The organism is Comamonas sp. B-9 (genome assembly GCF_000410635.1).
Lineage (GTDB): Bacteria > Pseudomonadota > Gammaproteobacteria > Burkholderiales > Burkholderiaceae_C > Comamonas.
The window spans coordinates 41,260-61,545 of record NZ_KE148634.1 but is presented as its reverse complement, the minus strand read 5'-3'; the positions used below and the strand labels follow the sequence as shown (position 1 = coordinate 61,545).

The following is a 20,286-nucleotide window of genomic DNA, read 5'->3' as shown; positions in this document are numbered from 1 at the left end:
GGTGGAGTTTTACGGTTTGCTTACTGCAGCGCTTGCAGACCTGCTACGAGCCAACCACTGGTGCCGTCCTTGGGCTTGGTCATGTTCCAGACTTCGCGGAAGGGGCTGGGGCCTGCATGGGCTTCTTCGCGGATCATGCCCGAGAACTCGACGCTGGCCATGTAGGCATTGCCCACATCCTCGATACCCAGCAGCTGGGCTTCGAGCATCACCACATCGGTCTGGTTGGGCTGCACGCCTTCGCGGTGCTGCTCACGGTCCTGCAGCTGGCCCTTGACTTCGCCGAGCATGTCGTCGGTCATCATCGAGCGCAGGGTGTTGATGTCCGAGCGGTCCCAGGCGGACTGCAGGGTCACGAAGTTGCGCTTGGCGGCCTCCAGGAAGCCATTGGTATCAAAACCTTCTGGCACACCCCAGGATTGGGCACCGGCCAGGCCGGAACCGATCATGCTGCCACCAGCGGCGGCGGCAGGCGCAGCGCCCTGCTCCCAGGGGCGGGCCGAGGCGTCGTTACCGACCTTCTCGGGGTTGTACTGCGGAGCCACCGGAGCCGAGACCGGCGCTTGCGGCGCGGCGTTGCCAGCACCTTGGAAGGCGAAGGGCGACTGCGCTGGCTGGGCCGCAGCAGCACCCTTGCGGCGCATCACAAAGCCGACAATGGCCAGCACCGCCATGATGGCCAGGCCGATCAGCAGCATGTTGGCAAAAGCTTCACCAAAGCCCAGCGAGTGGGCGAGCCAAGCCAGACCCAGACCAGCGGCCAGGCCGCCGAGCATCGCGCCCCAAGGCTTCTTGGGCGCCGCAGGGGCGGCATTCGGGGTGGCGGGGCGCTGGGCTTGCGCAGGCGCGGTGGCATTGTTGCCAGGCGCTTGCGCAGGCGTCGCCTGCCGTTGGGTCACATTGCCGGACTGCTGGCCCATGGACTTGCCACCTCCCATGCGCTTGGCATCGGCATCGAGGTGCACAAATGCCAGCAGTACCACCAAGACCACTGACCACAGTTTTGTCATATTTGCTCCGTTTTGTTAGGGCCGGTACGCCTTTGCGCCGGCTATTACATCCACGCCCACTTCTCAGCAACACCGGTCTGTTGTGTTGTATTGCGCTGGGCACTGGGCAGGCGCCTGGCTTTGCGACCGGTATCGCATCTCACTTGTTCAGCATTTGATCCCGACATGCAAGGCGGTAATCCCTGCCGTCATATTGTGGTAATCCACATGGCCAAAGCCTGCTTTTTGCATCATGGCCTTGAGTTCGGCCTGGCCAGGATGCATGCGAATCGATTCGGCCAGGTAGCGGTAGCTGTCGGCATCGCCCGCCACCATCTTCCCTATACGTGGTAGCACCTGGAAGGAATACAAGTCGTAGGCCTTCTCCAGCGGTTTGGCCACCTTAGAAAACTCCAGCACCAGCAGCTTGCCGCGCGGCTTGAGCACGCGGCACATTTCCTTGAGCGCCTGGTCCTTGTTGGTCATGTTGCGCAGGCCAAAGGCCACGCTCACCAGGTCAAAGTACTGGTCGGGGAAAGGCAGGGCCTCGGCATCGCAAACCGTGGTGGGCAGGTTCAGGCCCTTGTCGATCAGGCGGTCGCGGCCCACGCGCAGCATGGCTTCGTTGATATCGGTGTGCACCACCTGGCCACTCTGGCCCACCTTTTTGGCAAAGGCCAGCGACAGATCACCGGTACCGCCCGCGATGTCCAGCACGCGCTGGCCTTCCTTAAGGTTGGCGACCATGACGGTGTAGTGCTTCCAGACCCGGTGCAGGCCACCGGACATCAGGTCGTTCATCACGTCATATTTGCTCGCGACCGAGTCGAACACGCCGCGCACCTTGCGCGCCTTGTCCTTCTCGTCAACCGTCTCAAATCCAAAGTGGGTGGTACTCATGGTGTGAATGCTAGCAAGCTCTGTAACGTCCGACCCCCATACCCCGAATTATTCGAGGGTATGCAGTTCAATGCATAAAACGCCCAAAGCCAATGGTGGCGAATACTCAAAGCTATAAGTTTAATAGCTTTAAATACAAAATTTTTCCGAATGACCGCGTGGCCATTCGGTGATCAGGGCCAGTGCTGGCTCAGTGCTGGTGTCCGCAGGCGCTGCCGGCCTTGCCAGGCATGGGCTGGTCGCGGTCCGCGCCTGCGGCCTGCAGGCGGTTCAGGTAGTCCTGCCAGAGTTCGGTCTGGCGGCTGCCCAGCTCGTAGAGGTACTGCCAGCTGTAGAGGCCGCTTTCATGGCCGTCTGAGAAGACGGGCTTGATGGCATAGTTGCCCACAGGCTCCACCGCGACGATCGTCACATCGCGCTTGCCGGTCTGCAGCACCTCCTGGCCCGGGCCGTGGCCCTGCACTTCGGCGGACGGCGAGTACACGCGCAGCAGCTCGAACGGCAGGCGAAAGGCCGCGCCATCGGCGTATTGCACTTCCAGCACGCGGCTTGCGCCATGCACCGTCAGTGCGGTCGGGGTGGGGGTATCCTGGTTCAAGCCAGCCATGTCAATCCTTTGCAAACCAGGCCAAGCGGCCCGCAGGCCCAAGCCCAGATGAATGCAGGGCGGGCCCTCTGCGCCAGCGCCATGCTATCAAAAACAATAGCAATTATGCCGTACGCAGGCGCTCCAGCGCTGACTGCATGCGCGCTTCGGCCGCTGGCAGTTGCGCGGCCAGCGCCGCTTCGCGCTGCGCATCACGTGGCCGCTGGGCCGCCGCCCAGACGGGCGCGGGGAAATGGCTGTCCTCCGCGAAGCGCGCAATCACATGCCAGTGCAGATGGGGCACCATATTGCCCAGGGCCGCCAGGTTGATCTTGCCCGGTACGGGCTCCAGGGCCCGCAGCGCCAGCTCCACCGCCATCACCGCATCCATGCACCACTGGCGCTCGGACTCGGACAGATCCGAGAGTTCGGCCACATGCGCAGCCCAGACCACGCGGTAAAAGGCAGGAAAGCCGGCCTCGTCGGCATGGATCACGCGCAGCAGCGCGCCACCCCGGGCGCCCTGCCAGACCAGGCGTCCGCCCTCGGTCTGACACAGCGGGCAGTCGGGGTTAGCGTTGGCGTTGGCGTTGGCAGCCGTCATACCAGCACCCGTTCGATGCCGCCCTGGTTGGCACGCTGCACATACTCGGGCATCCAGTTCTCACCCAGGATCTCGCGCGCCATCTCGACCACGATGTAGTCCGCTTCGAGCAGGCCGTTTTGCAGGTCGTCCTGGTAGCGGTTGAGACCCTGCAGGCAGCTCGGGCAGCTGGTCAGAATCTTGACGTTCTCCTTGGCTTCGACCTGGCCGGATTCGCGCAGCTGCGCTTCGCCCTTGCGGATTTCTTCCGTCTTGCGAAAGCGGATCTGGGTCGAGATATCGGGACGGGTCACACCCAGGGTGCCCGATTCGCCGCAGCAGCGCTCGCTCTTCAGCACGTTGTCACCCACCAGGGCCTTGACGGTCTTCATCGGGTCCTGCTGCTTCATCGGCGTGTGGCAGGGGTCGTGGTACAGGTAGGAGCTCTTGCCCTGCAAGGTCACACCCTTTTCAAGCAGGTATTCATGGATGTCGATGATGCGGCAGCCCGGGAAGATCTTGTCGAACTGGTAGCCCTGGAGCTGGTCGTAGCAGGTGCCGCAGCTCACCACCACGGTCTTGATGTCCAGGTAGTTCAAGGTCGTGGCCACGCGGTGGAAGAGCACCCGGTTGTCGGTGATCATCTTCTCGGCCTTGTCGAACTGGCCCGAGCCGCGCTGGGGATAACCGCAGCACAGGTAGCCCGGCGGCAGCACGGTCTGCACACCGGCATGCCAGAGCATGGCCTGTGTGGCCAGGCCGACCTGGCTGAACAGGCGCTCGGAGCCGCAACCGGGGAAATAGAACACCGCCTCGGTCTCGGAGGTGGTGGTCTTCGGGTCCCGGATGATGGGCACGTAGTCCTTGTTCTCGATATCGAGCAGCGCGCGCGCCGTCTGCTTGGGCAGGCCACCGGGCAGCTTCTTGTTGACGAAGTGGATCACCTGCTCCTTGAGCGGCGCCGTGCCCACGCTGGCGGGCGGGTGCGCGGTCTGGCGCTTGCCAAAGCCCTTGAGCACATCGACCGCCAGGCGCTGGGCTTTGAAGCCCACGCCCACCATGGTCTTGCGCAGCAGCTTGATGGTGTCCGGGTTGGTCGCGTTGAGCATGGCCATGGCCACCTTGTTGCCCGGCCGGAAGCTCTTCTTGCCCATCTGGCGCAGCAGGTTGCGCATGTTCATCGTCACATCGCCAAAGTCGATCTTGACCGGGCAAGGCGTGGCGCACTTGTGGCAGACCGTGCAGTGGTCCGACACATCCTCGAACCCCTGCCAGTGGCGGATCGACACGCCCCGGCGCGTCTGCTCTTCATAGAGGAAGGCCTCAACGAGGAGCGAGGTCGCCAGAATCTTGTTGCGGGGCGAATACAGCAGGTTGGCGCGCGGCACATGGGTAGCGCAGACCGGTTTGCACTTGCCGCAGCGCAGGCAGTCCTTGACCGAATCGGCAATCGCGCCGATATGGCTTTGCTGCATGATCAGCGACTCATGCCCCATCAGGCCAAACGATGGCGTGTAGGCATTGGTCAGGTCGGCATACATCAGCGACTTGCGCGATTTGTCGCCCGCATAGGTCTGCTCCAGCAGCAGGCGGCGCTCTTCGGGGCGCAGCAGCTTGCCCTTGTTGAAGTGGCCGTGCGGGTCGATCTTGGCTTTGTACTCGGCAAAGGGGCGCAGCTCGTCGTCGCTCAAAAACTCCAGCTTGGTGATACCGATGCCGTGCTCACCAGAGATCACGCCATCCAGGCTGCGCGCCAGCGCCATGATGCGGGCCACGGCGGCATGCGCGGTGGTCAGCATTTCATAGTCATCGCTGTTGACGGGCAGGTTGGTATGCACATTGCCATCGCCCGCATGCATGTGCAGCGCAACAAACACGCGGCCCTTGAGCACGCGCTGGTGGATGGCCACCACCTCGTCCATGATCGGCTTATAGGCCGAGCCACCAAAGATCGCGGCCAGCGGCGCGCGCAGATCGCTCTTCCAGCTGGCGCGCAGGCTGTGGTCCTGCAGCTGGCGGAACTGCTCGGCCACGCCATCGAGCCAGCCCTGCCAGCGGTTGCGCACCTCGGTAACCAGCACCAGCGCTTGCGCGACCCGGTCTTCCAGCAGCTCGGCCGACGGGATGTCGTTGGCGTCATCCTGCTTGCCCAGTGGCAGTTTGCCCTTGGCAAAAAAGTCGTGCAGCGCGTCGCAGAGCTTGATCTTGTTGTTCAGCGACAGCTCGATGTTGATGCGCTCGATGCCGTCGGTGTACTCGGCCATGCGGGGCAGCGGAATCACCACATCTTCATTGATCTTGAAGGCGTTGGTATGGCGGCTGATGGCGGCGGTGCGCTTGCGGTCCAGCCAGAATTTCTTGCGCGCCTCGGGGCTGATGGCGATAAAGCCTTCGCCGCTGCGCGAGTTGGCAATGCGCACCACTTCGCTGGTCACGCGCGCCACTTCATCGGGGTTGTCGCCGACGATATCGCCAAACAGCACCATCTTGGGCAGGCCGCCGTGCTTCTTGCTCTTGGTCGCATAGCCCACCGCCTTCAGGTAGCGGTCGTCGAGGTGCTCGAGCCCGGCCAGCAGCACGCCGCAGCGCTTTTGCTCGCCAAACATATAGTCCTTGATCTCGACGATCGAGGGCACGGCATCCTTGGCATTGCCAAAGAACTCCAGGCAGACGGTGCGGGTGTGCGAGGGCATGCGGTGCACCACCCAGCGCGCGCTGGTAATGAGGCCGTCGCAGCCCTCTTTCTGGATGCCCGGCAGGCCCGAGAGGAACTTGTCGGTCACGTCCTTGCCCAGGCCTTCCTTGCGGAACTTGTAGCCGGGGATGTCCAGGCGCTCGGTGCGCACCAGGGTCCTGCCGTCGGCCTCCAGGTACTTCAGCTCGAAGCTGGCCATCTCGGCGTCGTGGATCTTGCCCAGGTTGTGGTCCAGGCGTGTGACTTCCAGCCACTGCGCATCGGGCGTGACCATGCGCCAGCTCGCCAGGTTGTCCAGCGCCGTACCCCAGAGCACGGCCTTCTTGCCGCCGGCGTTCATCGCGATATTGCCGCCGATGCACGAGGCTTCGATCGAGGTCGGATCGACCGCAAACACAAAGCCGCCGCGCTCGGCCGCATCGGCCACGCGCTGGGTCACGACACCGGCCTGCGACCAGACGGTGGGCACCAGGTGGTCGATGCCCGGCAGGGACACCATCTCCACCTCGGACATCTTCTCGAGCTTTTCGGTATTGATGACGGCACTGCGCCAGCTCAGCGGAATCGCGCCGCCGGTGTAGCCGGTGCCGCCGCCGCGCGGCACAATCGTCAGCCCCAGGCCGATACAGGCCTTGACCAGCACGGCCATTTCCTCTTCGGTGTCGGGCGTCAGCACGACAAACGGGTATTCGACGCGCCAGTCGGTCGCATCGGTCACATGGCTCACGCGCGAGAGGCCGTCAAACTTGACGTTGTCCTTGGCGGTCAGCGGCTTGAAGACGCGCTGCACCTTGCGGCGCAGCTCGGTGGCCTCCTGCAAGGTGGTGTCAAACTCGGACACTGCCACCTGTGCTGCGGCAATCAGCTGCCCCACCAGCGCATCGCGCGCCGGGTCCTCGGCGGGCGCGCGGCGCTTTTGCACCTCGGCCAAGCGGTGCTCCAGTGCCTCCACCAGCTGCTTGCGGCGGCCCGGGTTGTGCAGCAGGTCGTCTTGCAGATAGGGGTTGCGTTGCACCACCCAGATATCCCCCATCACCTCGTAGAGCATGCGCGCCGAGCGGCCCGTCTTGCGCTCCTGGCGCAGCTGGTCGAGCAGATCCCAGGCCTGCGCGCCCAGCAGGCGAATGACGATTTCGCGGTCGGAGAACGAGGTGTAGTTGTAGGGGATCTCGCGGAGACGGGCGGGCCCGTCAACCTGTGCTTGCAAGCTTGCCAGCGCAATCGGTGCGTTCATGTGTGGGGACCTGTACGGGAGCGGGCGCTCCCTTTTATGGGTAAGCAGTGGGGCCACCGATTTTATGACACCGGGCTTGCACGCATGGCTGCCCGTTTTAAAACATGGTACGCCGCAGTCTGGCTTTGCCGCATGGCCCCTGCCGGCGCTGGAGCCATCCCGGCGCCCGCCTGCGTCAGCGCCTACTTTTTCCTATTTTTTCTTATTTGATCGAAATTGAGCATTTCGAACCCCCCACCCACCTCTACCACAACTGTTTGACAGTCCCATGTGACAACCCCAAAGCACTGTCGCGTCTAAACCCCTAAGGTTACACTTTTCTCTCGAATACGAATGGCGGCTGAACTACAATCGTAACGCCTTGTATTTGTTGACGCTGTGCGGACGGGCGCTGGCTTTCCCCAGTTGCCTAAAACCAGCGGATATGCCACAACGTCACAGAACATTCACAAACGCCACATACGATTCGTTTTTGAGCGTTTTATAAACCCCTAGGAGCATTCATGCACTTCAAGCGTTTGGTCATCGCTGCCGGTATTGCAGCCACTACCAGCCTGTCCGCCCATGCCGTCACCGAGATCCAATGGTGGCACTCCATGACCGCCGTGAACAACGAATGGGTCAACGACCTGGCCAAGGAGTTCAACGACAGCCAAAAGGAATACAAGGTTGTGCCAACCTTCAAGGGTGTGTACGACGAGTCGATGACGGCAGCGATCGCGGCCTTCCGCTCGGGCAATGCGCCCCACATTCTGCAAGTGTTTGAAGTGGGCACCGCCACGATGATGGCCTCCAAGGGCGCTACCGTGCCCGTGGGCAAGGTGATGTCGGACGCCGGCGTGTCCTTCGACCCCAAGGCCTACATCCCAGCGGTTGCCGGTTACTACACCGCGCCTAACGGCCAGATGCTGAGCTTCCCGTTCAACAGCTCGACGACCATCTTCTACTACAACAAGGACGCCTTCAAGAAGGCCGGTCTGGACGCGGAAAAGGTGCCCACCACCTGGCCTGAAGTGTTCGCTGCTGCCAAGAAGCTCAAGGAAAGCGGCCACAGCTGCCCGATGACCCTGGCATGGCAAGGCTGGACCCAGCTGGAGTCCTTCTCCACCTGGCACAACGTCGAGTTCGCGACCGAGCACAATGGCCTGTCTGCCAACGGCTACAAGGCACGCCTGAAGATCAACTCGCCACTGCACGTCAAGCACATCGACAACCTGGCCGCTGCCGCCAAGGCCGGTGAGTTTGTCTACAAGGGCCGTGCGTCCACCGCCCAGGCTTCGTTCACCGCCGGTGAATGCGCGATGATCCAGACCTCGTCCGGTTTCTACGGCGACGTGGCCAAGAACGCCAAGTTCGCCTACGGCCTGGCACCCCTGCCTTACTACCCTGACGTCAAGGGCGCGCCTCAGAACACCGTGATCGGTGGCGCATCGCTGTGGGTGATGGCCGGCAAGAAATCCGAAGAGTACAAGGGCGTGGCCAAGTTCTTCGAATTCCTGTCGCAAACCAAGGTGCAGGCCGCTTCGCACCAGCGCACCGGCTACCTGCCTGTGACGATGGCCGCGTATGACCTGACCGAGAAGTCCGGCTTCTACCAAAAGAACCCTGGCACCGACACCGCCGTGACCCAGATGATCCGCAAGGTCACCGACAACTCGCGTGGTATCCGCCTGGGCAACTACGTACAGATCCGCACCATCGAGGACGAAGAACTCGAACAGGTCTGGGCTGGCAAGAAGACCGGCAAGGAAGCCCTGGACTCCATCGTGAGCCGTGGCAACGAACTGCTGGCCCGCTTCGAAAAGTCGTACAAGCCTTAATCCTTTCATCACATGCGCCCACCCTGCACGCGTGGGGCGGGCGCAGTCGATGAGCCATCGCCCGGCGGCTGTCTGCAGCCCCGGCGGTTTTTTTGTTTTTGAGCTCCATCATGGAAAAACGCGTACTTTTCCGCTCTAAATGGCTGCCCTGGGTGTTGATTGCACCGCAGTTGCTGATCATTGGCATTTTCTTTTTCTGGCCTGCTGGCCAGGCTGTGCTGCAGTCCTTCCAGATGGAAGACGCCTTCGGCATGAGCACCGAATGGGTGGGGCTGGAGAACTTCCGCAACCTGTTCGCCGATCCCACCTATCTGAATTCCTTCAAGCGCACCGCCATGTTCTCGGTGCTGGTCGCAGGCGCGGGCATTGCCATCTCGCTGGTGCTGGCCATCTTTGCCGACCGCATCGTGCGCTTTGCGATGGTCTACAAGACCTTGCTGATCGTTCCCTACGCCGTCGCACCGGTGATTGCCGGCGTGCTGTGGGTGTTTCTGTTCTCGCCATCCATCGGCGTGGTCACCTATTACCTGGGCAAGCTGGGCTACAACTGGAACCACATGATGAATGACAACCAGGCGATGGCGCTGATCGTCATGGCCTCGGTGTGGAAGCAGATTTCCTACAACTTCCTGTTCTTCCTGGCGGGCCTGCAGTCCATCCCCAAGGCGCTGATCGAAGCGGCATCGATCGATGGTGCCAGCCCCTGGCGCCGCTTCTGGAACATCCAGCTGCCGCTGCTCTCGCCCACTACCTTCTTCCTGCTGGTGATCAACATCGTCTACGCGTTCTTCGACACCTTCGGCATCATCGATGCGGCAACGCAAGGCGGCCCCGGCCAATCGACCTCGATCCTGGTCTACAAGGTCTACCAGGACGGCTTCAAGGCGCTGGATCTGGGCGGCTCCGCAGCGCAGTCCGTCGTGCTGATGCTGATCGTCATCGTGCTGACCGTGGTGCAGTTCCGCTATGTTGAAAAGAAAGTGCAGTACTGATCATGGTTGACCGCAATCCCTGGCTCAATTTCCTCTCGCACGCCGTGCTGGTGCTCGGCGTGGCGATTGTGGCCTTCCCGTTGTACTTGGCCTTCATCGCATCAACCCACACGGCCGATGCCATCGTGCAGTCTCCCATGCCGCTGCTGCCTGGCGCCCACCTCTGGGAAAACTACCAGGCCGCGCTGTTCGGCTCGGGCAAGCTGGGCTCGAACACCAACGTCATGCACATGATGTGGGTGAGTTTCTGGGTGGCGATGATCATCACCGTCGGCAAGATCGCGATCTCGCTGCTGTCGGCCTTTGCCATCGTCTACTTCCGCTTCCCCTTCAAGATGATCTGCTTCTGGGCGATTTTCCTCACGCTGATGCTGCCCGTTGAAGTGCGGATTCTGCCCACCTACAAGGTCGTGGCGGAACTCGGCCTGCTCAACAGCTATGCCGGTCTGACCTTGCCGCTGATCGCCTCGGCCACCGCCACCTTCCTGTTCCGCCAGTTCTTCCTGACGGTGCCCGATGAGCTGGTGGAAGCCGCACGCATCGACGGCGCCGGCGCGATGCGCTTTTTCAAGGACATCCTGGTGCCGCTGTCGCGCACCTCGATTGCGGCCCTGTTCGTGATCCAGTTCATCTACGGCTGGAACCAGTACCTCTGGCCCTTGCTGATGACCACCTCGGAAGACATGTACCCCGTGGTGATCGGTATCAAGCGCATGCTGGCAGGCGGCGAAGCCGCTGTGGACTGGAATATCGTGATGGCCACCGCCATCTTGGCCATGCTGCCACCGACCCTGGTGGTGATGCTGATGCAAAAGTGGTTTGTCAAAGGTCTGGTGGATACCGAAAAGTAACCCCTCGCCATCTTGTCCCTCCACCATCTTTGACCGATACAACGAAACCTTCTTATGGCTTCCATCTCTCTCAAGAACATTGTCAAACGCTACGGCACCGGCAAATCGGCCGTGCCCGTGATCCATGGCGTCAATGCCGAAATCAAGGACGGTGAATTCATCGTTCTGGTGGGCCCCTCGGGCTGCGGCAAGTCGACCCTGCTGCGCATGATTGCCGGCCTCGAAGAAATCACCGGCGGTGACCTGATGATTGGCGACAAGATCGTCAACAACCTCGAGCCCGCCAAGCGCAACATCGCCATGGTGTTCCAGAACTACGCGCTCTACCCGCACATGAGCAACTACGAGAACATGGCCTATGGCCTGAAGCTCGCCAAGGTGCCCGAGGACGAGATCAAGCGCCGCGTGGACAAGGCTGCCAAGATTTTGGAGCTGTCGCACCTGCTGGACCGCAAGCCGCGCCAGCTGTCGGGCGGCCAGCGCCAGCGCGTGGCCATGGGCCGCGCCATCGTGCGCCAGCCCCAGGTTTTCCTGTTTGACGAGCCGCTGTCCAACCTGGATGCCAAGCTGCGCGGCCAGACCCGCATCGAAATCCAGAAGCTCCATGCCGAGCTGGGCATCACCAGCCTGTTCGTGACCCACGACCAGGTCGAAGCGATGACCCTGGCCCAGCGCATGATCGTGATGAACGGCGGCAATGTCGAGCAGTTCGGCACACCCGAAGAGGTCTACCACACGCCCGCATCGACCTTTGTCGCCGGCTTCATCGGCTCGCCGCCGATGAACCTGCTGAAGAATTCTGCCAATGGCAAGGCCGGTCAGATCCTGGGTATCCGCCCCGAGCACATCGACCTGGTGGCCTCGGGTGGCTGGGAGTTCCAGGTCGAAACCGTGGAGCTGCTGGGCGCCGAGCGCCTGCTGTACGGCAAAGTGGGCGGCGAGCAAGTCACCGTGCGCGTGGAAGAAGGCACGCCCTTCCCCAAGCCCGGTGAAGTGGCGCGCATCAGCGCCCGCGAAGACCGCCTGCACTGGTTCCACGCAGAAACCGGCAAGCGCATCTGAGCGCAGCAAGGCGATGTGCACAGCGGCCACGCCTTGGCTCCTGACCTGAACGCTTGAACACCAGCGCCCAAGTGCAGCACTTGTGGCGCTTTTCTTTTTTCTCATCGAGATTGATATGACGCTTTCTAGCAACTGGCCCTATCCACGCTGGGTGGCCCACCGCGGCGCAGGCAAACTGGCACCCGAGAACACCATGAGCGCCTTCCGCCTGGGCGCCGCGCACGGCTACCGCATGTTCGAGTGCGATGCCAAGCTCAGCCGCGATGGCGTGCTGTTTCTGATGCACGATGCAGACCTGAAACGCACCACCAATGCCCAGGGCACCGGCAGCGACCTGAGCATGGGTGAGCTCGCCCAGCTCGATGCCGGCAGCTGGCATTCGCGCAGCCATGCGGGCGAGAACCTGCCCACCCTGGAGGCGCTGGCCCGCTGGTGCCTGGCCAACCACCTTTTCCTGAACGTCGAGATCAAGCCCACGCCCGGCCAGGAGCTGGAAACAGGCCGTGCAGCCGGTGCGCTGATGAACCGCATCTGGCCGCAAACCGTGGTGCCGCCGCTTTTCACCTCGTTCAAGGCCGATTCGCTGCGCGGCGCGCGCGAAGTGGCAGCGCATATCCCACGCGGCCTGCTGGTCGACAAGCTGGCCGATGGCAGCGGCGACGCCGAGCTGCAGCTGGCGCTGGAGCTGGGCTGCCAGGCGCTGGTGCTCAACCATGCGCTCTGGGATGCCGCGCTAGTGGCCAAGGTCCATGCCGCAGGCCTCTACTGCAGCAGCTACACGGTCAACGACGAATGGGCCGCGCAGCGCCTGATCGACCTGGGCACTGATGGCATCATCACCGACCGGGTGGACCTGTTCAGCCCGGCGCAGGATGGTCCGCTGCTGTAATTCCATCGCGCTTTGGCTGACAGCCAGACAAAAGCCCGGCATGGCTGGGCTTTTTTTGTGCGCGATGCGCCTCAGTCCATCTTGGTGCCCGAGGCCTTGACCGCCTCGGCCCAGCGCGGCATCTCGCCGGCCAGGAACTGGCTGAACGCCTCGGCACCGAGAAAGGCCGGGTCGGCGCCCTGCTCCACCATGCGCCCGCGCACATCGGGCATCTGCATCACCTGGCCAAAGGCGGCGCTGAGCTGGTTCAGCACCTCTTTGGGCGTACCAGCGGGCGCGAGAAAGCCATAGAAGCCCACGACCTCAAAGCCCTTGAGCCCGCTTTCAATGGCCGTCGGCACCTCGGGCAGCGCCGGGTTGCGCTCCTTGCTGGTGACGGCCAGCGCACGCACCTTGCCCTGCTTGTGGTAGGCAGCGGCCTGCGGAATGCTCTCGGCCATGAACTGCACCTGGCCGCCCACCAGATCGGTAAAGGCCGGCGCACTGCCCTTGTAGGGGATATGCACCAGGTCCAGCCCGGTGGCGTTTTTGAACATCTCGGGCACCAGGTGGCTGATGCCGCCATTGCCAGCCGAGCCAAAGTTGACCTTGCCGGGGTGGGCCTTGGCGTAGCTGATGAACTCCTGCAGGTTCTTGGCTGGCACCTTGTTGTTGACCAGCAGGGCCAAGGGCTGCATCGCCGTGCGCGCCACCGGCGTGAAATCGCGCAAGGTGCTGTAGGGCAGCTTGGGGTAGAGCGCGGGGTTGATCACCATCACCCCGGTATTGGCCAGCATCAAGGTATAGCCATCGGCCGGCGCCTTCATGACATCCTGCGCACCCACCGCGCCACCGGCACCGGGCTTGTAGTCCACGATGATGGGCTGGCCGAGCACGCCCTGGAGCTTGTCGGTCAACAGGCGGGCATGCTGGTCCAGCGGGCCACCTGCGGGAAAGCCGATGACCACGCGCACCGGCTTGGTGGGAAAAGGCTGCTGCGCCTGGGCCGCGGCGCTGAACGCCAGCCCGGTGATGGCTGCCAGGCAGGCGTGTGCGATGTGCTTCATGGTCTGTCTCCTTGGGTTTGTTATCGGTAGAGAGGCAGGCCGTGCGAACGCAGCCTGCAAACCCATCATGACCGGCACACCCCGCTTCTACAACCGGCGTCTGTCTCGCATTTTTTCGGATTGACGCCGCACCCGTCAGGCGGTAGCTGCCGCCGCCTCGCCAGCGGGCGCTGCCTTGCGCCGCCACCACAGCCACAGCCAGCCCAGGCCTTGCACGGCCACCAGCAGCACCAGCATGTCCAGCGCCAGCTGCGCGGCCCACAGGTGCTTGCTCATATCGCGCACGCCTTCGCCCAGCAGCACGATGATGACCTGCGAGACCACCAGGAGCGCCAGCAGCAAGCCACCCACCGCCAGAGGCCGCAAGCGGCCGGCCTGGCGGCTGCGGCTGGCCGCAAACAGCGCCAGTGCGCCCAGCAGGAAGAGGGGCGCCAGCGGCGTGACGATGCGGTCGCGCAGCGCGCTCATGCGCAGCAGCAGGTCGGTGACCGGCTGGGCACCACCGTCGTGGCGGTGAAGGTAGAAGTTGCCGGGAAACACATGGAAGTACTGCACCGTGAAATGGCTGGGCAGCGCAAAACGGGCCAGGCGCCACAGGGTGAGCGGATAGTGCAGATAAGGCCGCAGCACATCACCCTTGCCCAGCTTGGGCGTCACGGGGTAGCAATCGCGATCCGTGTGCTGCACCTGGGTGCCGCCGGGGCCCGAGAGCGCATTGCCCCAGGCGTCGACACCAATACAGTCCCGGCGCTCAGCGGGCACACCCAGGCCATCGAGCTGCGCCGGGCTGAGCACCATGTAGGAGCCCAGGTAGACGCCATGGTAGGCATTGAGACTCGCATTCTTGCCGATCAGCAAGGGCACCAGGCACAGCACCTGCACGGCCAGCAGCAGCTTGAGCAAGCCCTTGTCGGGCAGCATGCGCTGCCAGCGGCTGCCCACCCAGACGCACAACAGCGCCAGCAGCGGCACATAGAAATACTGCACCTTGGCCAGGCCGCAGACCAGCGCCCCCAGACCCAGGCCGACCATCCGCACAGCCCGGCGCGAGGCCAGCAGGCCCAGCAGCAGCAGCGGCAGCGCAATCAGGCAGGCGTATTCGGCATAAAAGGACTGGGCCATACCGATGTTGTGCGCCATAAAGAACACGGCCAGCCAGGCCAGCACCATGGCCGACCAGCCCAGCGCGCCACGTTGCAGCGCCGCCGCGCATTGCCAGGCCAGCACAGCGGCATAGGCGAGCAGCAGCAGCTTGGCCGCCAGCGCCGTGCGCGCGAGGTCAAACATATTCCCGGGCATAAAACGCTGCACCCAGCCGGCAAAAGTGAACATGTGCGAGGCCAGCTCCGGATTGCCCGGTGTGCGAAAGGGCCGATCGGGCAGTGCCCAGTGGATGCCATCACCCATGGGCGTCAGGTAGAGGTGGCCCACCACGCGCTGGAAATCATTGGTATCGGCAAACAGCAAGGCCTGCGAGCCCCAGACCAGCGCCGCAGCTGCCGCGCCCACCATGAGGCAGCAGATACAGAAAAGCCACCGGGAGCGGTGGCCAGACAAGGGCATTGTGGTGGTCATCCCACAATTATGTCTGAATTGTAAAGAAACGTATAGCTAGCGTCGCAGAAATAACCGGAACCTCGGCATCAACGCCGCCAGCCACCCAGCACCACCCATTGGCTGCTGGCCAGTGCGATCACCAAAAGCGCATAGCCCATCAGGCTGCCGTCGCGGCCCTGCCACAGCAGCGCGACGAAGAGCGCAGCGCAGCCCACCAGAAAATGCAGCGCCAGCTGGCCATACCAGGGCAGCAGCGGCGTGGCCTTGCGTGCAAACAGCCAGCGGGCGAGCACCAGCAGCAGCGCCAAAAAGGCGGCCGGGGCACAGAAGTTCAGCAGGTGCCAGAGGCTGGTGGTGGCAAGCATGGAGCGGGCAGGTTGATATAAGTCAAGCTGGTACTGATACGACAAGCAATGGATTTACAGAGATTTTATAATCCCTGGCATGGCAGTTTGGGCCCTGGGCATCAACCACACGACGGCACCGGTCGACATTCGCGGCCGGTTTGCATTTGCACTCGACAAGATTGCGCCAACTTTGCAGAGTTTGCGCAGCACGATCTCGGGTGTGCATAGCCACGCCGGTGTGGAAACTGCCATCCTGTCCACCTGCAACCGCACCGAGATCTATTGCGCCGCCCAAGAGCCGGCGCTTGACCACACCCTGCGCTGGCTGGCCCAAAGCGGCGACCTGCCCGCCGAGGCGCTGAAAAACTACACCTACACCCTGCAAAACGACCTGGCCGCGCGCCACGCTTTTCGCGTCGCCAGCGGTCTGGATTCGATGGTGCTGGGCGAGGCCCAGATCCTGGGCCAGATGAAGAACGCCGTGCGCGCTGCGGAAGAAGCCGGCTCGCTGGGCACCACGCTGAACCAGCTGTTCCAGCGCAGCTTTGCCGTCGCCAAGGAAGTGCGCAGCGCCACCGAAATTGGCGCGCACAGCATCAGCATGGCCGCTGCCGCCGTGCGCCTGGCCGGCCAGCTGTTTGAAGACCTGACCAAGATCCGCGTGCTGTTTGTTGGCGCTGGCGAAATGATTGAGCTTTGCGCCACCCATTTCGCAGCCAAGCAGCCGGCCCACATCACGGTGGCCAACCGCACCCTGGAGCGCGGCGAAAAGCTGGCGGGCCACTTTGGCGCCAGCACGATGCGCCTGGCGGACCTGCCTGACCACCTGCACGAATACGATGCCATCATCAGCTGCACGGCGTCGAGCCTGCCGATCATCGGCCTGGGCGCGGTTGAGAGTGCGCTGAAAAAACGCAAGCGCCGCCCCATCTTCATGGTGGACCTGGCCGTTCCCCGCGATATCGAGGGCGAGGTCAAGAACCTGGGTGATGTCTACCTCTACACCGTGGATGACCTGGCCCATGTGGTCAAGGCCGGCCAGGAGCAGCGCCAGGCGGCCGTCGTGCAGGCCGAAACCATCATCGATGCCGGTGTACAGCGCTTCATGCACTGGATGGACCAGCGCGCCCCGGAAGGCGGCGCCGTGCCCTTGATCCAGCAGATCAACGCGCAGGCCGATGTCTGGCGTGCGCTGGAGATCGAGCGTGCCAAGAAACGCCTGGCCAAGGGCGAAGACATGGACGCGGTGCTCGATGCGCTGACGCGCGGCCTGTCGCAAAAGATTCTGCACGGCACCATGGCCGAGCTGCACGCGGGCGATGCCCAGGCGCGTGCCCAGACCGCAGACATGGTCTCGCGCCTGTTCCTGCGCAGCCAGCGCGGCGGTGGCAACGGCCACCAATCGGGTTTGTAGCGACGCTGCGCGGCCCAGCCGCCCCTGCTCGCTACCCGCTCCCCCTCCTTTTCTCGGCCTGCCTGTTTGACCGCTGCATTTGCGGCAGCCCCGGCGCAGGCCCAGCCTTACCAGACCGCCATGAAAGACTTTCTCCGCCAACAGCTGGAACGCTATGCCGAGCGACTCAATGAGCTGAATTTTCTGCTCTCGCGCGAGGACATCATGGCCAATATGCCGCAGTTCCTCAAGCTCTCGCGCGAACACACCGATGTTGCCGCCGTGGCCGAGCGCTATGCGCGCTACCAGCAGATCGAATCCGATATCGAGGGCGCCAAGGAGATGCTGGCCGACCCGGACATGGCCGACATGGCGCGCGAAGAGATCAGCAGCGGCGAAGCCGAGCTGGAGCAGCTGGCCGCCCAGCTGCAGCGCATGCTGCTGCCCAAGGACCCGGACGATGCCCGCCCCGCCTTTGTTGAAGTGCGGGCCGGCACCGGTGGTGATGAATCGGCGCTGTTTGCCGGCGATATCACCCGCATGTACACGCGCTACGCCGAGCGCATGGGCTGGCGGGTCGAGATCATGAGCGCCAACGAGGCCGAGCTAGGGGGCTACAAGGAAGTGGTGCTGCGCATTGACGGCGGCGACAGCGTCTACGGCACCCTGCGCTTTGAATCGGGCGGCCACCGCGTGCAGCGCGTGCCCGCCACCGAAACCCAGGGCCGCATCCACACCAGCGCCTGCACCGTGGCAGTGATGCCCGAGCCCGACGAGCAGCAGGCCATCACGCTGAACCCGGCCGACCTGCGCATCGACACCTTCCGCGCCAGCGGCGCCGGTGGCCAGCACATCAACAAGACCGATTCGGCGGTGCGCATCGTCCACTTGCCGACCGGCATCGTCGCCGAATGCCAGGACGGCCGCAGCCAGCACAGCAACAAGGCCAAGGCCTTGCAGGTGCTGCAGGCCCGTATCCAGGAAAAAGAACGTAGCGAACGCGCCGCCAAAGAGGCCGCCATGCGCAAGGGCCTGATCGGCTCGGGCGACCGCAGCGACCGCATCCGCACCTACAACTTCCCGCAGGGCCGCGTCACCGACCACCGCATCAACCTGACCTTGTACAAGCTCAGCTTCATCATGGATGGCGACCTCAGCGAGCTGATGGAAGCGCTGCAGTCCGAGCGCGAGGCCGAGTTGCTGGCCGAGCTGGAAGTCAACCAATAAGGCCAGCCATGCCCAGCCACCACCCCGGTTTTGCGTTGCGCGCTGCCTGGCGTGCGGCGGGATACATGACCCTGGCGCTGGCCGCCAGCAGCGCCTCGGCCCAGTTGGCGCGCAAGCCCTCGATGTATGAGGATGGCCGCAACGCCAGCAGCGCGCCGCAGGAGCTGATCGCCAGGCCAGGCAGCAGCGGGCCCGCGCAGGCCATGGCCAACCACAGCAGCCAGCCCTTTGCCGCTGATCTGATGAGCCAGACCTCCTTTGACCAGTTGGCCCGCGTCTACAACGCCGGCACGCCGCTGGCCCAGCCCCATGTGATCTTTGTGGTCGACCGCCAGGCCCGCCCTGCTGCCAGGCTGTACTTCATCAACACGCCGCGCTTTCAGCTGCACGACCGCTTTTTGCGCGAGCAAGGCCTGCTGCGCGGCGGCAAGGATGCGCTGAACCGCAACTACCGCGACGCAGGGCGCCGCTTTATCCTGGGCACCCTGAGCTGGCAGCCGCAGATTAACGGCTTTGTCTATGAATTCTGGGAAGGCGACCAGCTGACGGGCAGCCTGCTGCGCGAAACCGAAGACCAGTTGCGCAACCACTTTTTTGCGACTGTGCAGTTCAAGGCCAATGCCAGCGCGCAAGAGCAGGTGGCTGCCGCCGCAGGCATCCCCGCAGTCACGCAAAGCGCGTTGATCGGCCAGCAACGCTTTTTACCGCTGAACCCCGGCCAGGCCGTGGGCCGCCTGCGTTTGGTGGACGATATCGACCAAGTCCATGACCTGCAGCCCAGCGACATCGTCGTGCTGCGCCAGGTGCCCATCGCGCTGCCGCCTGTGGCAGGCGTGCTGACCGAGCAGCCCTCGACCATGGTCTCGCACGTCAACCTGCTGGCCAAAGGCTGGGGCGTGCCCAATGCCTATGTGCGCGATGCCAGCCAGCTGCTGGCAGCGCACAAAGGCCAATGGGTGCATTTGGCGGTCAGCGCCAAGGACTACCAGCTGCGTGCCGCCACCGATGCCGAGCGCAGCCAAGCCATGGAGCGCAGGGCCATCAAGCGCAGCCTGGCGGGCGCCAGCATCCAGACCGACACGCGCAGAACCGCACTGCAGCCGCTCGCCATCCTGCGCGCCAGCCACCGCCGCCAGTGCGGGGCCAAGGCCGCCAACCTCGGCGAAGTGCGGCATGCGGGCATTGCCGGCGTCAAGGTGCCCGATGGCTTTTGCCTGCCTTTTGGCGCCTATGCCAGCGCGATGCAGCGTTTTGGCCTGGCGGAAAAAGTGGCGCGCATGCAGCAGCAGCCCGGCTTTGACAGCGATGCCGCCCTGCGCCGCCGTGCCTTGACCGCGCTGCGCGCCGAGATCGAGCAGATGCCGCTCGATGCCGCTTTTGCCCAAAGTCTGCAGGCGCGCTGGACCAGCCAGCTGCAGCAGGCCGGCGTGTTTGTGCGCAGCTCGTCAAGCTCGGAAGATTTGCCCGGCTTCAGTGGCGCCGGCCTCTACACCACGGTGCCGCATGTGAAGGGCGAGGCGGACTTGCAAGACGCGGTGCGCAAGGTCTGGGCCTCGGTCTTCAACTTCGAAGCCTGGGAGGCGCGCCGTGCCGCCGGCATTGCGCAGGATGCCGTCGCGATGGCGGTGCTGGTGCAGCAGGCGGTGGACTCCGAGGCCTCGGGCGTGATGGTCACGCGTGACCCGCTGGGCGGCACGGCGCACAGCGTCTTTATCGCGGCCAAGCGCGGCATCGGCATCCGCGTGGTGGAAGGCCGGCGGGTGGCAGAGCAGGTGCTGTACGCGCGCCGCAGCCAGGCCGTGCAGGTGCTCAGCCGCTCGGCTGAGGACACCGAGCTGCGCCTGGCGCCGGGCGGTGGCGTGCAGGAAGTGGCCGTGGCGCAGCGCCAGGTGCTGAGCGATGCGCTGGTCAAACGCCTGGCCGATGCCGGCGCTGCGATCGAAAAGCAGTTTGGCGGCCGCACCCAGGATATTGAATGGGCAGTGGCCGCTGACCAGATCCTGGTCCTGCAATCGCGGCCCTTTGTGCAGGCCGCCAACCACTAGCCCGCAGCAACCGCGAACCGCGTACCGACATGAATGCTCCCACCCCCAACACCCCCGTCACGCTCACCCA

The 20,286-nt window shown here is 63.7% G+C and carries 16 protein-coding genes; 8 read left to right on the top strand and 8 right to left on the bottom strand.

Going from position 1 to position 20,286, the window contains the following annotated elements:
* Nucleotides 1–20 precede the first annotated feature (20 nt).
* The 5 genes from H928_RS0118465 to H928_RS0118445 all read right to left on the bottom strand — a co-directional run bounded on the left by H928_RS0118465 (nt 21) and on the right by H928_RS0118445 (nt 6,987).
* The gene (locus H928_RS0118465; RefSeq protein ID WP_021027837.1) at nt 21–1,010 is read right to left on the bottom strand and encodes a Tim44 domain-containing protein; all 990 of its coding nucleotides are present in this window, start codon (nt 1,008–1,010) and stop codon (nt 21–23) included.
* 147 nt (nt 1,011–1,157) lie between these two features.
* Complete coding sequence (gene ubiE / locus H928_RS0118460) at nt 1,158–1,889, bottom strand: bifunctional demethylmenaquinone methyltransferase/2-methoxy-6-polyprenyl-1,4-benzoquinol methylase UbiE (protein WP_021027836.1); 732 nt, start codon at nt 1,887–1,889, stop codon at nt 1,158–1,160.
* 190 nt (nt 1,890–2,079) lie between these two features.
* Complete coding sequence (locus H928_RS0118455) at nt 2,080–2,496, bottom strand: gamma-butyrobetaine hydroxylase-like domain-containing protein (protein ID WP_021027835.1); 417 nt, start codon at nt 2,494–2,496, stop codon at nt 2,080–2,082.
* A 103-nt stretch (nt 2,497–2,599) separates the two neighbouring features.
* Nucleotides 2,600–3,079: an HIT family protein gene (locus tag H928_RS0118450; protein ID WP_021027834.1), complete on the bottom strand. Its 480-nt coding sequence runs from the start codon at nt 3,077–3,079 to the stop codon at nt 2,600–2,602.
* Entirely contained in the window at nt 3,076–6,987 is a 3,912-nt protein-coding gene (locus H928_RS0118445; protein ID WP_021027833.1) for an FAD/FMN-binding oxidoreductase, read from the bottom strand. The genes H928_RS0118450 and H928_RS0118445 overlap by 4 nt, the downstream gene beginning before the upstream one ends.
* A 503-nt stretch (nt 6,988–7,490) precedes the next feature.
* On the opposite strand from H928_RS0118445, the gene ugpB reads away from it, so the two are divergent.
* The 5 genes from ugpB (at nt 7,491) to ugpQ (ending at nt 12,601) form a co-directional block, all read left to right on the top strand.
* Complete coding sequence (gene ugpB, locus H928_RS0118440; RefSeq protein ID WP_021027832.1) at nt 7,491–8,807, top strand: sn-glycerol-3-phosphate ABC transporter substrate-binding protein UgpB; 1,317 nt, start codon at nt 7,491–7,493, stop codon at nt 8,805–8,807.
* A 110-nt stretch (nt 8,808–8,917) separates the two neighbouring features.
* A complete protein-coding gene (ugpA, locus tag H928_RS0118435) occupies nt 8,918–9,799 on the top strand; it encodes a sn-glycerol-3-phosphate ABC transporter permease UgpA (RefSeq protein ID WP_027011101.1) in 882 nt (293 codons plus the stop codon).
* Between the two features lie 2 nt (nt 9,800–9,801).
* Nucleotides 9,802–10,650 carry a sn-glycerol-3-phosphate ABC transporter permease UgpE gene (ugpE, locus tag H928_RS0118430; RefSeq protein WP_021027830.1) on the top strand — a complete coding sequence of 283 codons (849 nt, stop codon included), beginning with the start codon at nt 9,802–9,804 and terminating at the stop codon, nt 10,648–10,650.
* 54 nt (nt 10,651–10,704) lie between these two features.
* Nucleotides 10,705–11,712 (top strand): sn-glycerol-3-phosphate import ATP-binding protein UgpC, encoded by a 1,008-nt coding sequence (locus tag H928_RS0118425; protein ID WP_021027829.1) that lies wholly within the window; start codon nt 10,705–10,707, stop codon nt 11,710–11,712.
* A 115-nt stretch (nt 11,713–11,827) separates the two neighbouring features.
* Nucleotides 11,828–12,601 carry a glycerophosphodiester phosphodiesterase gene (gene ugpQ, locus H928_RS0118420; RefSeq protein WP_027011100.1) on the top strand — a complete coding sequence of 258 codons (774 nt, stop codon included), beginning with the start codon at nt 11,828–11,830 and terminating at the stop codon, nt 12,599–12,601.
* 71 nt (nt 12,602–12,672) lie between these two features.
* Here the strand turns inward: ugpQ and H928_RS0118415 are convergent, their stop codons facing one another.
* The 3 genes from H928_RS0118415 to H928_RS0118405 all read right to left on the bottom strand — a co-directional run bounded on the left by H928_RS0118415 (nt 12,673) and on the right by H928_RS0118405 (nt 15,569).
* A complete protein-coding gene (locus H928_RS0118415; RefSeq protein ID WP_021027827.1) occupies nt 12,673–13,647 on the bottom strand; it encodes a tripartite tricarboxylate transporter substrate binding protein in 975 nt (324 codons plus the stop codon).
* Nucleotides 13,648–13,782: 135 nt separating this feature from the next.
* On the bottom strand, nt 13,783–15,159 hold the full coding sequence (locus tag H928_RS0118410) for a hypothetical protein (protein WP_021027826.1): 1,377 nt from the start codon (nt 15,157–15,159) through the stop codon (nt 13,783–13,785).
* Between the two features lie 131 nt (nt 15,160–15,290).
* Complete coding sequence (locus tag H928_RS0118405) at nt 15,291–15,569, bottom strand: hypothetical protein (protein WP_021027825.1); 279 nt, start codon at nt 15,567–15,569, stop codon at nt 15,291–15,293.
* 79 nt (nt 15,570–15,648) lie between these two features.
* Between H928_RS0118405 and hemA the strand changes: the two genes are divergently transcribed.
* From hemA to H928_RS0118390, 3 genes are all read left to right on the top strand, one after another.
* A complete protein-coding gene (gene hemA / locus H928_RS0118400; RefSeq protein ID WP_021027824.1) occupies nt 15,649–16,965 on the top strand; it encodes a glutamyl-tRNA reductase in 1,317 nt (438 codons plus the stop codon).
* A gap of 120 nt (nt 16,966–17,085) precedes the next feature.
* Entirely contained in the window at nt 17,086–18,171 is a 1,086-nt protein-coding gene (prfA, locus tag H928_RS0118395) for a peptide chain release factor 1 (protein WP_027011099.1), read from the top strand.
* 8 nt (nt 18,172–18,179) lie between these two features.
* A complete protein-coding gene (locus tag H928_RS0118390; protein WP_021027822.1) occupies nt 18,180–20,216 on the top strand; it encodes a PEP/pyruvate-binding domain-containing protein in 2,037 nt (678 codons plus the stop codon).
* The last annotated feature ends 70 nt before the right edge of the window (nt 20,217–20,286 follow it).